Source organism: Azohydromonas lata NBRC 102462 (assembly GCF_001571085.1).
GTDB lineage: Bacteria > Pseudomonadota > Gammaproteobacteria > Burkholderiales > Burkholderiaceae_C > Azohydromonas > Azohydromonas lata.
In genome coordinates this window covers 1-13,748 of record NZ_BCTC01000037.1, presented here as the reverse complement: position 1 = coordinate 13,748, position 13,748 = coordinate 1, and the positions used below count along the sequence as shown (strand labels likewise).

Genomic DNA, 13,748 nt, shown 5'->3' with positions numbered 1-13,748 from the left:
GAGAGGACCATGGCATCCAACGATCTCACCCAGGGCGCGGCGCGCCAGAGCGTCCCGGCCGAGCAGGCCACGGCGCTGCGCGATGCCGGCGTGCTGGCGCTGGACCCGCGGCGCGAGCGCCCGCGTTACTTCGACGGCCGCTTCCTGGCCGCGCGCGACCTGGTGCGCGACCAGCAGTACTTCCTGACCCGCGAGGCCGACTTGGGCCGCGCCGCCGGCAGCGGCGTGGCCACGGGGCTGCACGTCACGCGGGGGCCGAACCCGCAGACGCTGCGCGTGGAGGCGGGCCACGGCATCACGCCCGCGGGCGAGCTGGTGCTGCTGCCGCAAGGCGAAAGCGGGCAGGGGCTGGACGTGGCGCTGGCCGACATCCCGCAGGCGGAGCAGCTTTCCGCCCGCTTCGGCCTTGGGCGCATCCCGCAGGCGCCGCCGCGCAGCCGCACGGGGCTGTTCGTCCTGGCGCTGCGGCCGGTGGAGTTCACGGCCAACCCCGTGGCCGCCTATCCCAGCTCGCTCACCGGCGTGCGCACGGTGGAGGACGGCGACGTGGTGGAGGCCACCGCCATCGTCCTGGTGCCTTGGGCCGACGACGGCAGCAACGACGCGCTGGACGCCCGCCGCGGCCGCGTGGCGCGCCAGGTGTTCGTGGCGCAGCAGGACGCGGCGCTCTCGGCCAACGTGCTGCCGCTGGCCATGGTGGCGCTGGCCAACAACACCGTGGTCTGGCTGGACGAGGCGCTGGTGCGCCGCGAGCTGGGCGCCGACCGCGGCGACCTGCCCGGGCTGGGCTTCAACCCCCGCGCCCTGCGCCTGGCCCACCTGCTGCAGTACCAGGACCACCTGGCCGACGTGGTGGACACGCTGGGCGCCAACCAGCGCTTCCCGGGCAGCGCCTACTTCCCGGCGCTGCCCGGCACCGGGCCGCTGCCGCCGGGCGTGATCAACCCGGTGGACTTCACGCAGAACTTCTTCCCTCCCGAAGTGGACGTGGAGCTCTCCGCCATCCCCGATGACGAGCTGCCCGCCCTGGTGGAGGACGCGCTGGCGCTGCAGCCGCTGGATCTCACCTTGCCGGGGCAGGCGCTGGACGCCACGGCCGTGCTGATCCTGGCGCCCGTGCCGCGCGCGCAGTGGCGCGCCGTCACCCGGGTGCTGGCCAGCGTGAGCCGCGCGGTGAAGCCGGCCGCGCCCAACCTGATGGCGCAGCGCCGGCCGCTGGAGGTGCTGCAGCGGCTGCGCGTGGCGCAGCCCGCCGTGGCGGCGCCGGACGCCAGCAACCCGTCGGACGCGCAATGGCAGGCGCTGGCGGCGCAGCAGAACCTGTGGTTCGTGCGCCGGCGCCACCTGGCGATGCGCGACGACTACACCGGCGCCTGGGAGGCGGTGGCGGGCGTGGACGAGCGCGCGGTGGAGCTGTCGCTGCGCAGCCGCCTCACGGGGCTGGGCCTGAAGGTGCAGCTCGACAAGGTGCTCGCCAGCGCCTCCACGGCGGCGGCCTCCAGCATCACCTCGCTGCTGAGCTCGCCGCGGCTGGCCGCGTCCGACGCGCTGACCGCCGCCGCGCTGGGCTCGCTGGTGGAGGCGTCCAAGGCAGCGCCCACCGCCGGCACCGATGAGCCCGCGCTGGACCAGGCCGCCGTGCTCAAGGTCGCGGCCCAGCTCAACGCCCCCGGCGTCGGCGAAGGCTTGTTGCGCGTGGAGCAGGCGGGCGAGGGCGCCGTGAGCAAGCCCAAGCTGCAGCAGATCGCCAGCGGCGGCGACTGGCGCGAGGTGGACACGCAGGCCCTGGCCGCCTCCGGCGCCGAGCTGCAGCGCCTGGCCGGCACACTGCTGCGCACGCCGCAGCCGGCACCCGCGCCCAGCGGTGGCGCGCCCACGCCAGTGCCCACGCCTGCGCCCATCCCCGTGCCGACGCAGACGCCGGGTCCCGCACCCCAGCCCACGCCGACGCCCACCCCGACACCAACCCCGGCGCCCACGCCGGTTCCGACGCCGACGCCAGCACCCACACCGCTGCCCACGCCCAAGCCGACCGTGACGCCGCTGCCCACGCTGGCACCGACGCCCCTGCCCACGCCGCCGCTCACGCGGCCGCCCGTGCTGACACCGTCGCCCACGCTGGGCCCCATCCGGCCGCCCATCGTCACGGCCGTGCCGGTCACGCCCACGGTGCCCATCGGAACGCTGCCGGTGGCGCCCGCAACCGTCACGCCCGCGGTGGTCAAGCCGACGCCCACCACCCCCGTGCCCGTGGTACCGCTGGTGCGCGGCCTGCCGCCTCCCACGCCGCCTTCGGCGCCCAGCGTGCAGCCCGCAGCGCCCGCGCCGGCACCCAAGGCAGCGCGGCGGGCTGCGGCCACGCCAGCACCGGCGCCCATGCCGCCGGTCAAGGCGGCCAAGGCCGGCAAGACCAACGCGCCGGCCAAGACGGCCGCAGCGACCAAAGCGGCCAAAGCGCCCGCAGCGCCGCGCAAGCCCAAGGCCTGAGCACGCCACACCCGCAGCGCCGATGGCCGCCTGAGCGGCCAAGGCCCGCGAACCTCCAAGGAGACGCCCCGTGAGCAGCGTGACCCCCATCAACACCCCCCTGCCGGGCGAGCGGGTGGTGGCCTTGTCGCCGCAGGACGCCGCCACCGCGGCCGTGGCCTGGCTGCGCCGTCCCAACCTCTTCCCCGGCCGCGCGCTCACCGCGCCCACGCTGCAGGGCCGCCAGCAGTGGCAGGCCGGCCGCATCGCCCAACGCGGCCAAGCCTTCACCGCCGGCGTGGTGCGCGGGCTGGAGCTCAACCACGTGCTGGAGGGCAGCACCCTCCAGCTGATGCTGGAGCCGGGGCAGGGCCTGACGGTCAGCGGCGAGGACGTGACGCTGCTGCAGCGCCTGGAATGCGAGCTGCGCGCGCTGCCCGTGGCGCTGCCCCTGGCCTGGTTTGCGCCGGGGCAGGCGCCGGGCGCCACCAATGCGGTGGAGCTGCCCGTGCTGCCCGGCGAGCCCGGGCAGCGCGTCATCGGCAGCTCGGTGGGGGCCTTCCTGGACGCGGGCAGCGCGCACCTCAACCGCGCGGGCGTCGTGCTGCTGCAGCCGGTGACGGTGGACTCGGTGGACTTCGACCCGGCCGACCCCTGCGACCGTTGCGCCTGCGGCGACGACATGGACCCCGCCACCGCCGAGGACTGGCGGCTGGCCGACGGCGTGCGGCTGGTCTGGTATCCGTGGCCGGAAGGCGCCATCGCGCTGCCCGCCACCACGCTGCGCCGGCGCAACGCGCTGGCTTACGCGGTGTTCGAGGCCGAGGCCCGCCTGGCCCAAGGGCAGGCGCTGCCCTGGGAGTTGTTGGGCGTGCCCGTCGCGCTGCTTGGGCTGGATGCGGCCGGCGGCATCGCCTTCTCCGACCGCGCCGCCGTGGTGCGCCAGGGCGGGCGCGCGCGCGAAGCGAGGCTGCAACTGGCGTTCGACGCGCCCGCGGGCGCCACGCGGCTGTCGGCCCACAGCCGGCTGCCGGCGCTGTGGCAGGCGAGGATCGAGCAGTTCGCCGAGGAGCTGGCCGAGCTCGGCGATCCCCCGCCGCCGGTCAAGACGCTGGCCGACCCTTTCCTGCACATCCCGCCCTGCGGGCTGCTGCCGAAAAACGTGCTGGATCTCGCCAACTTCCGCTGCGAGTTCTTTCCGCCGCTGGTGACGCTGGACGCCGTGCCCGTGCCGCTGGAGCAACTGGACGTGGCCCTGCGCGAGGCCGCGCCGCTGGCGCCGGTGAACCTCTCGGCCGCCGAGCGCGTGCGGCTGCTGGTGCCCGTGCCGCAGGCGTCCTGGGAGCCGCGGCTGCTCAAGAAGGACGTGCTGGACCCCGAGTTCACGCGCACGCTCAACCGCTTCCTGCTGGACCGCGCGCGCGAGCTGGGGGCGCGCCAGGGGCTGCGGCGCAAGAGGGCCATGCTGCGCCACGCCATCGACGGCAGCCAGCCGGCCGTGCCCGCCTGGGACGACGACCCGCTGGCGCTGGAGAGCGAATCGCTCTCGCCCTGGGGCCCGCCGCCGCCGGGTGGCGGCCATCGCAGCGCGCTCATGGGCGGGCTGCACCAGCATTTCTTCGACGGCGCCACGCCCGCCTTCACGCTGGCCGCGGGCGAGTCGCTCTTCGCCTGGGTGTGCCTGGACCCCGACCACCCGCCGCGCACGCTCATGCTGCAGTGGCGCGTGGGCACCAGTTGGGAGCACCGCGCCTACTGGGGCGAGGACTTGATCGCCTGGGGCAACCCGGCCACCACGCCGGCCTCGCGCCAGCGCCTGGGCGACCTGCCGGAAGCCGGCGCCTGGGTGCGGCTGCAGATACCGGCGGCCGCCGTGGGCCTGGCCGGCCAGCCCGTCAACGGCATGGCTTTTTCCTTGTTCGACGGGCGCGCGGCCTTCGGCATGGCCGGCGCCACCACGGCCAACACCTGGCGCAAGTGGTTCTGCAACCAGTTGCCCGCGGGCGCGCGGCCGCAGGGCAACGAAGCCTGGGAGCTGCTGAGCACCAACGATTTATGGGCGCCTTTCGACGCCGCGGGCGGCGTCGCTCCCAACCTGTTGCCCGTGCAACCGCCGCAGGCGAGCGAGGCGCTGCCGCTGGACTCGCCGCTGCGGCTGCCCTCCGGCGGCTTCAACCTCCAGTACGCGCCGGGCAGCGCCTGGCGCGGGCATGGCGTGGACATCGAGGACGGCGACCCCGGCGCGCTGCTGCTGAAACCGTCGGACTTCACCGAGGGCATCGCGCCCAAGCTGCTGATGGCCGTGTACCTGGACGAGGTCAACCCGCCGCACTCGCTGGTGGCCACGCTGCGGCTGAGCCAGTACGGCGACGAGATGGCCTACTGGGAGCGCGCCGCCTTCTGGGGCGAGAACCGCCTGGACGAGCTGGCCAGGCTGCTGCCGGCGCAGGCGCAGCTCCTCCACGAGGCCACGCGCGCGGGGGCGCTGCCGCCGTCCTCGCGCTGGGTGTGGCTGGAAATCCCGCTGCCGCCGGACCGCGACGGCGTGGGCCTGTACGAGATCAACCTCTTCGCCTGCGGCGGCGAGCTGGCGGTGAGCGACATCACCTTCGGCCGCCCGCAGCCGCCCACGAGCACCCACCCGGCGTGGTCGCTGCAGGCCGAGCCCGTGTGGCCGCGCCACCCGCACGGCGGCGGCATACGCACCACGCACCAGGTGCTGCTGGGCAGCGGCATCGCGCTGCGCGGCGGCCTGGGCGTGCTCACGCCCACGACCACGGCGCGCACGGGCGTGGTGCCGGCCTACGCGCAGCTCATGCAGGACCCGGCGCTGCTGCGCCTGTCCGGCCACGAGCAGTCGCAACTGCTGCTGCGCGGCGTGGCGGGCTTTGCCGACTTCCTGCGCACGCGCATAGACCGCGTGGACGACATCACCGACTTCGGCTTCGCGCACATGCAGGTGGACATTCACCGCCTGCGCCAGCTCATGCTCAGCACCAGCGACGCCTCGCGGCTGAGCGTGTCGCCGGCCATCGCGGCCATCGCCAAGAGCGACAGCGCCGTGGTGGTGCAGTCGCAGATCAGGCAGTACCTGGACACGCTCAACCTGCGCCGCGCCGCGCAGCCCTCGGTGCTGGCCGGCACGGCCGAGGGCCTGATGGCCATGGCCGCGGCGGCCCCCGCGCCTACGCCCACGCCGGGCGCGGCGGCCATGGCGGCGGCGGCCGTGAAATCCTCGCTGCTCGCACTGCCGGCCAACAGCGTGACCACGGCCGTGCGGTTGGCGCAGTCGCAGCCGCGCAGCCTGCTGCTGCGCAAGCCCAGCGCGCCGGAGGCCATCGTCTACGCCAACCCGGTGGTGGGCCTGTCGACGGTGCGCACCACGGCCATCGCCGACCGGCTCAAGAGCCCGCCGTCCACCGAGGCGCGCGACTACGCGCTGGCCAACCGCCAGCGCACCGTGGCCTCGCTGGTGGAGCTGGTGAAGACGCTGTCGGCGCAGGACAGCGGCGAGCTGCCCTCGGTGTTCGACGGTTTCGTCGTCTACGGCCTCAAGGACGACCCCTTCCTGCGCGGCTCCAACCAGCCCACGCAGCGGGCGCTCACCGATTTCCTGGCCCAGCCGGAGCTGCTGACGCTGCTGCTGCTGCCGCCCGTCACCACCGGCGCGGAGGACGAGGCGCTGCTGTTCTCGCAGACCGTGGCGCTGTCGGACAACACGGTGGCGCTGCTGCGCCAGCTCGAAGGCCGGCTCACCGTCTACCGCGACGCGCTGGGCCGCTGCGAAGCCGTGCTGCAGACGCTGCAAGGCCACTGGAGCGACGCCGCGCAGCGGCTGCAGGCCGTGGAGGAGCGGCTGGCCGAGGCGCGGCACGACGTGGGCGTGACGCGCGCGCTCATCGCGGAAGAGGAGGCGCGGCTGGCCGCGATCAACGAGCGGCGCGCCCGCGTGCTGGCCGAGGAAGTGCGCTTCGTGGCCTACATGCGCCCGCGCGAGGCCGCGCAGGCGCTGCAGGCGCCCTGGCGCGCGGTGGACCCGGCGCTGGCCGAGGCACCCGTGCCGGCCTGCCTGCGCTCGCACCCGGACGTGCCGGACGAGCTGGCGGAAATGCTCAAGGTCGTCCGCGAGGCGCCGGCCGCCTGGTTCGTGGACGTGCCGGCCCTGGTGGAGCGGCTGGACCGCGGCGAGCTGCTGCTGCGCACGCTGCGCGGCGCGCAATCGCGCAGCACCCTGCTGGCGCAGCGCGGCATCGTTGCCCCCTCAACCTTGAGCGGCAGCCGCATCGGCACGGCCCTGGCGCAACTGCTCACGCGCCAGGCGCCGCTGCTGGCCGCGCGCGCCGAGCGCCTGAACCGGCTGCAGTGGCCGCTGCTGGCCACGGCCACCTGGCAAGGCTTGCGCGTGCAGGTGCAGGAGGTCGTGTCGCTGGGCGACCTGGCCGAGGGCGAGCATGGGCGCGGCGAGGTGTCGCGCCTGGCGGCCGAGCTGTTCGACCGCATGGCCGGCGTGTGCACCTGCTTGCACGCCGAGCTCAGCGCGGTGCTGCCGTCCATCCGGCTGGATTGGGCCGAGCAGATGTCGCAGTTCGACGAGACGCCCTCGCTGCGCGACCTCTCCAACCTGCCGCGCTTCAGCGAGATCGACTCCCTGGACCGGCGCCGGATGCAGGCCTATGCCGACTGGCTGTTCGCCCGCGTGGACCCGCGCCAGGCGCAGGCCGAGGCGCTGGTGAACGACGTGGTGCGCATGTGCCTGCTGCTGGCCAGCCACGCGCCGGTTGGGCGCATCGTGGCGGGGCGGCTGGCGCGGCCGGTGGGCGCCGTGCGGCCGGGGGTGAGCCTCCCGCTGGCGGCGCTGGAGCCGGCGCGGCTGCGCGTGGGCATGCAGGCCCTGGTCTACCGCAACAACGCGGTGGTGGCGCGCGCGGTGGTGGAGGACATCGGCGCGGCCGAGGTCTCGGCGCGGGTGCTGCACGTGGCGGCCGGGCAGGAGTCGCTGGGCATGGACGTGCGGGTGCACTTCGACGATGCCCCGGTGGTGAGCACCTCGCCTGCGCGCAGCGGCGGCGCGTTCAAGCGCGTGCCGCTGTCGCTGTTCTGAGGCCGGAGCCGCGTGCGCCATGGCCGCCGTGGACCGCACCGTGCGCCGCCTGCACCTGCAGGCCGCCAGCCACGAGGACGCGCGCCGCGCCGCGCTGCGCCTGGAAGACGCGCTGCGCTGCGCCAGCCTGCCGGACGTGGGCCGGCGTCTGCTGTTCGTCCGCCGCCTGAGCCTGGGCCCCGTGCGCGCCGACGCCAGCGCACAGGCCTGGGCGCTGCGACTGGAGACCGCGATGGCGCAGTCTCGCCTGCGCTGGCTGCCCGGCGACGCGCCGCAGGCCGCCACGGCCGACGCCGTGTGGTTTCGCGACGCGCTGCACGCCCACCTGGTGCTGGGCCTGCGCCTGGCGCGCGGGCCCGCGCCCGCGGCGTGGTTCTGGCCGCGGCTGCTGCCGGCGCTGGCGCAGGCACCGGACACGCCCACGGCGCTGGGGGCGGTGATGCACGCCGTGGCGGCGCTGCCGGAAGCCCAGGCCGCCCTGCCGGCCTGGGTCGCCGCCATGGCACGCGAAGGTTTCACAAAAGCCCTGATCGCTGCCGTGCCACGCGCGGATGTGGCGCCGCTGTGGCGGGCGTTGGGCGGCGCGCCGGGGCCGGCGTCCCTGCACGCGCCCGCGGCCGCAGCCGCGGACAACCATCCAGGCATCGACGCCAGCGCGCCACCCTACGCCGAGCCGCGGGCGCTGGTCGCGCGGGCCTTGCGCCTGGCCGGGGAGGAGAGGGCGGCGCGGCTTGTCGAAGTGCCCGGCCTGGCCGGCGCGCCGGACGCCGCCGCGGCCCCGCGGGCACCCGGGGCAACGCCGTCCAGCGGTGCCCGCAGGGTGTCGGCCCAGTCCGTCTCTCCAACGCCAGGAGCTGAAAGCGAACCCGCCAAAGGCACGGCCGAAACGGCCGCCGGCACCGAAACGGCACCGCCGCGGCGAGCCGCCGATGCGGCGGCGCCCGCGGCCCGGCCGTCCCAGGCGCTGCCTGCCCAAGTGCTGCTGCTGGGCGATGCCTGGCCCTGGGCCGAGGGCCGGGCCACGGCGGCGGGAGGGGCGCTGTTCCTGGTGGCGGTGCTGGAGCGGCTGGGCTACGGCGGCTGGCTTGCGTCGCTGCCCGCCGCCACGGCGCGGCGCTGCGCCGCGGCGCTGTGGGCGGCGCTGCTCACGCGGCTGGGTCTGGCCCCGGACGACCCGGCCTGGGCGCTGGCGCAGGCCCCAGCGGGCACCGGGCCGCTGCCCGCTGTTCACCCCCATACCCTGGCCGCCGCCGAGGCGCGGCTGTGCCCAGCCCAAGCCGGGCGCCCGGCCCCGTGGTACGGCACCACGGCCCGCACGGGCGGGCAGCCGGCCGCCGAGGCTTGGATCGCTCTGGCGCGCCGCTGGCTGCGCCGCCGCGCCGGCCTGGGCTTGCACGCGCTCGTCCTGCGGCCGGGCTGGCTGCAGCTCACCGCCACGCACGCCGATCTGGTGTTCGACCTGGACGCCACGGACCTGCGCGTGCGCCGCGCCGGCCTGGACCTGGACCCCGGCTGGGTGCCCTGGCTGGGCCGCGTGGTCGGCTTCCACTTCGAGCGGCTGCCCTGGCTGGCCCGATCCTGAGCGGCAGCACCCTTTGCCCTGGCCAACCCCGAGCGCAACGCCTTCATGAACCCCTTCGACCTCCCGGCCGCCGAGCCCCTGCCGCTGGCGCAGCGGCTGCTGGCGCTGCTGGCCCCCGGCGACGCGGCGCAGGACGCCGCGCCGCAGGCCCAGTGGCTGGCCACGCTGCCTGCGGCGCCGCTGGCGCAGGCGCTGCAGGCCTGGCAGGCGCAGGCCCCGGGCGAGGACGCGCGGCTGCACCGCCTGGCGCAGGCGCTCGCGCTCAACCCCACCGAGCTGGCCGCCGTGGCCCTGGCCCTGGCGGCCGACACCGAGCTGCTGGCCGCGCGCGCCATCGCCTGGCTGCAAGCCCCCCTGTCGGACAGCCATCCCACGCTGGGCCTGGTGGCCAGCCTGCAGGCCCAGCGCGGCCTGCCCGCCGCCGCACTGGCCGAGCTGCTGGATGGACAAGCGCTCGCCAGCGGGCTGCTCACGCTGCACGGCAGCGGGCGCTGCCTGCCTGACGCCGTGCTGCGCCTGCCGCAGGCCCTGGTGGCGGCGCTGGCGGGCGGGCAGGGGCGCTGGCCGGGTGTGCGGCTGGAAAGCACCGGCTTGGAAGCAACAAATCCCCTGCTGGTTGCTGGAACAACCGGCTCCGATGCCACCTCCGTCCGCGGCGCGCCGCCCCTCCTGGCCGCGTCGCTGTTGGCTGAAGCCCAGCGGCGCGGCGCCGCCCTGGCCCCGCGCGCGGCCCTGGTGGTGCGCAGCGGGCACCCCGTGGAAGCACGCGCCGCCTGCGCGGCGCTGGCGGCGGCGCAGGGGCGCCGCGTGGCCTTCATCGAGGGCGAGGCCCCCGCCGGCCTGGGCCCGTGGCTGCTGCTGCACGACGCGCTGCCCGTGCTCTGCGCCGAGCTGGCCCCGGGCGAGCGCCGCCCGCTGCCGGCGCTGCCGGGCTGGAGCGGCCCTGTGCTGGTGGCCTGCGGCCCGGAAGGCGGCTGGACGCGCGACGGCGAGGCCGTGGACGCCTGGCTGCTGCCCATTCCCGGCGCCGACGAGCGCAGCGCGCTGTGGGCCGCGCACTTGGGCGACGAGGCTGCAGCGCGCGCGTTGGGCCGCACCCACCGCCACGCCGGCGCGCGCATCGCGCAACTGGCGCGCGCCGCGACGGCCGACCGCACCCCGGCGCAGCCGCCGCACACGCAGGCGCTGCTGGACAAGGTCGCCCGCGCCGCGCGCGGGGCCGGTGGCGGGCTGTTGGGCGCGCTGGCCGAGGCGCTGCCGCAGGACATCCCGGACGAGGCCCTGATCCTGCCCCCGCCGCTGCGCACCGAGCTGAACGCGCTGCTGCAGCGCTGCCGCGCCCGCGACGGCCTGGCCGACGACCTGGGCGCCGCCGCCCGCACCCGCTACCGCCCGGGCGTGCGCGCGCTGCTGGTGGGCCCCTCCGGCACCGGCAAGACGCTGGCCGCGGGCTGGCTGGCCACGCGGCTGGGCTTGCCGCTGTACCGCGTGGACATGGCCAACGTCAGCAGCAAGTACATTGGCGAGACGGAAAAGCACCTGGCCGAGCTGTTCGCCCGCGCCGAGCACGCCGAGGTGGTGCTGCTGTTCGACGAGGCCGACGCCCTGTTCGGCAAGCGCACCGAGACGCGCGACGCCCACGACCGCTACGCCAACCAGCAGACGAACTACCTGCTGCAGCGCGTGGAGGCGTTCGACGGCATCGCGCTGCTCACCAGCAACAGCCGCGCGCGCTTCGACTCGGCCTTCACCCGCCGCTTCGACGCCATCGTGGAATTCACGCCGCCCACGCCGGCCGAGCGCCGCGCGCTGTGGCTGGCCCACCTGGGCTCGGCGCATGCGCTGGACATCGCGGCGCTCAACCGGCTGGCCGCGGGCTGCGACCTCGCCGGCGGGCACATCCGCAACGTGGTGCTGGCGGCGCGGGCGCTGTCGGCCGACGCGCCCATCGCCTGGCCCGCGCTGCTGCCTGCCCTGGCGGCGGAGTACCGCAAGCTGGGCAAGCCGCTGCCCACGGCCCTGGCCTCGGAGTCCTAGACGCATGGGCAGCACCGCCGCACCGGTGGCGCGCCCGCGACGGCGGGGGCGGCGTGCGCAGGACGGGCAGGGCGATGGCGCCCGTGGCCGCCACGCGGGCAGCCGCTCGCGCGAGGATGAAACCCAGGCCGACGTTCCGGCACTGGACGGCACCTGGCAGGACGAGGCCGCGGCGCTGGACGGCTATCTGCCGGACGATGCGTTGCCTGCTCCGCTGGCAGGCGGGCCGGACCGGGCGCAACCCGGCTGGCCGCGCTATTTGCGCCGCCTGGATGCGGACGCACCCGCCATCGGCGACGAGGCCGCCACCGCGCGCGACGGCTTGGGCGCAGGCGATGCGCGGGCCGCCCAGGCCGCGAACACGCCGGCCGCGTCTGGTCAACCCGCACCGCGGTCGGACCGGCCGGCGCCCGCCGTGGAGCCGGTGCCCTCCCGCCCGCGCCGGACGGACCCCGCGCAGCGCGCCGCCGTCGCCACCCGGCCGCCCGCGCCCAAGCTGCCCATGCCAGCGGCCTTCGCCCAGGCGCCGCGCGGCAAGGAGCCCGTGCAGCCACCGCGCGCCGCAGGCGCGCTTTTGGCGCGGGGCGAGGCCGGCGCCCGCGACGCGCAGGCCGCGGCCGACCGGCGGCAAGGTGCCGCCCAGCGCGCCCTGGCCGCCCAAGCGCCGCACGGCCCAGGCGGCAGCGCGGGCACGGCCGGCCAGCAGGACGCGCACAAGGACCAGAACGGCGCCAAGGACGCGAAGGACAGGAAGGGCGGCGCGGGCGCGGCCGGCCATCAGGGCGCTGCGCAACGGGGCGCAGGCGGCGAGAACAAAGGCGAAGGCGCCGCCGTGGCGCTCGTCGAAACGCTGGAAGAACCCGCGGCCGACGACACGGACCTGGGCTGGCAGCCGCTGCGCGCGCCGGACATCGCGCCGTCCTGGCCCGTGGCCGACGCGCTGCCCGCCGATGCGCTGCCGTCCGCCACCGCCGCCAGGCCGGCCCCCGGCGCGGCGGCTGCGCCGGCCACCCCCAGGGCCGCACCCGGCAGCCCGCCGGGGCCGGCACAGCCCGCGGCGCCAGGCCAGGCCGCCACACCCGATGCCACGGCCGACGCGCACAAGGCCGAGCGCCAGGCGCAGGACATGGCGCGCCAGTCCTACCAGGGGCTGGCCCGCGCCGCGCGCCAGCTGCAGGACGGTTTCACGCGCCGCGCCGCCCGCACCGGCGACGATTTACTCGCCGCCTACGACCTGGCCGGGCGCACGCTGCAGCGCCGGCACGAGGACGACCTCACCCACGCCGACGCCGAGGCCGAGGCGGCACGGCAGGCCGTCAACGCCGCGGCCGACCTGGCCCAGCAGCGCCTGGAGCGGGCCGCCGCGCGGGCGGCGCGCTCCATCACCACCGCGTCGGGGCAGGCCGAAGGCGCCATCAGCGCCGGCGAGCGCCGCAACGGCCAGCAGGTGGACGCGGCCGTGGCCGGCCTGGTGCTGGGCCACACCCAGGCCTACGACGAGGCCATCGCCAAGGCGGACAAAGCCTTCAAGGCGGCCGTGGAGGCGCTGGACGGCCTGAGCGCCAACCCCGGCGCCGAGTTCCCGCTGGGCCAGGGCGACGCGCTGGCCTCGGCCAAGAACGAGTCCGTGCAGGCGCGCGTGCCGCGCTGGGTGCAGCCGGAGAAGAAGCGGCTGGACGACCGCCTCAAGGAGAAGAAGACCGCCTGGACCGGCTCGCGCGACGAGACGGCCTGTTCGCTGTCCTGCACCTACCGCGCCGCGCTCAAGGGAGAAATCGCCCGCATGGCGCGCGAGGCGCGCGCGGCCATGGCGCGCTCGCTCGCCCAGGCGCGGCGCAAGCTGCGCCAGCAACAGGAGGACGGCTTATCGGCCCTGGCCGGGCAGCGCCAGGCCGCGCTGGCGCAGGTCGCCACGCAGCAGCGCGCCGCGCGCGCGCGCCTGGCCGGCCAGAAACGCGGCTTCATGCGCGCCGTGCGCGGCGAGGCGCAGGCGGCCCTGGGCGGCGTGGGCGCCTCGTCGCGCGCGGCCTTGCCCACCTTCTGGCGCGCGGCCCAGGGCTACGAGCAGGCCGTGCGCAAGGCCGCACCCAACGGCGCGCAGGCGCTGCGGCCGGTAGCCGAGCGCGGGGCGCAGCCGCCGCTGGCCTCGCTGCGGCAAAGCGCGCAGGCGCTGGAGGGGCGCTTGGGAGACTCGGCCCAGCGGCTGCCGGCCTCGCTGGCCCAGCACGGCGCCACCCAGGCCCAGGCCGGCGAGGCGGCAGGTGAAACGCTGGCCGCCACGCTGCAGGCGCTGGGCCAGCAATCGGGCCAGCGCATGGGCCAGGCCGTCGAGGGACTGGAGGCGTCCTTCACCACGCTGGACGACGCCGTGCGCGACGCCGGCAAGGGGTGGTCCGCCCCGCTGGACAAGCACCTGGGCCCTTTCCTGGCCCGCCAGAAGGCCGATGCCGCGGCCAAGCTGCAGGCCCTGCGCAGCGGCGCGGGCGGCGGCAACGGTGCGCCGGCCGCCGCCGGGGCGGCGGGTGCGGCGGGTGCGGCCGCCTCGGCGCTACCCGGCCCGGC

The 13,748-nt window shown here is 76.6% G+C and carries 5 protein-coding genes; all 5 read left to right on the top strand.

Features of this window, described 5'->3' with window-relative positions; genetic code table 11:
• The first annotated feature begins 9 nt into the window (after window positions 1-9).
• The gene (locus ALA01S_RS34295) at window positions 10-2,487 is read left to right on the top strand and encodes a hypothetical protein (RefSeq protein ID WP_066337538.1); all 2,478 of its coding nucleotides are present in this window, start codon (window positions 10-12) and stop codon (window positions 2,485-2,487) included.
• A gap of 70 nt (window positions 2,488-2,557) precedes the next feature.
• Complete coding sequence (locus tag ALA01S_RS14395; RefSeq protein WP_066337536.1) at window positions 2,558-7,567, top strand: coiled-coil domain-containing protein; 5,010 nt, start codon at window positions 2,558-2,560, stop codon at window positions 7,565-7,567.
• Window positions 7,568-7,586: 19 nt separating this feature from the next.
• Entirely contained in the window at window positions 7,587-9,149 is a 1,563-nt protein-coding gene (locus ALA01S_RS14390; RefSeq protein ID WP_066337535.1) for a hypothetical protein, read from the top strand.
• Window positions 9,150-9,194: 45 nt separating this feature from the next.
• On the top strand, window positions 9,195-11,186 hold the full coding sequence (locus ALA01S_RS14385; RefSeq protein ID WP_066337534.1) for an ATP-binding protein: 1,992 nt from the start codon (window positions 9,195-9,197) through the stop codon (window positions 11,184-11,186).
• A gap of 4 nt (window positions 11,187-11,190) precedes the next feature.
• A partial coding sequence (locus ALA01S_RS14380; protein ID WP_169805926.1) for a hypothetical protein occupies window positions 11,191-13,748 on the top strand: 2,558 nt, incomplete at its 3' end.

What these genes read in the sequence shown, in the direction of transcription:
- ALA01S_RS34295 (WP_066337538.1), top strand. Translation starts at nt 10, where the DNA reads ATGGCATCCAACGATCTCACCCAGGGCGCGGCGCGCCAGAGCGTCCCG.
- ALA01S_RS14390 (WP_066337535.1), top strand. Translation starts at nt 7,587, where the DNA reads ATGGCCGCCGTGGACCGCACCGTGCGCCGCCTGCACCTGCAGGCCGCC.
- ALA01S_RS14385 (WP_066337534.1), top strand. Translation starts at nt 9,195, where the DNA reads ATGAACCCCTTCGACCTCCCGGCCGCCGAGCCCCTGCCGCTGGCGCAG.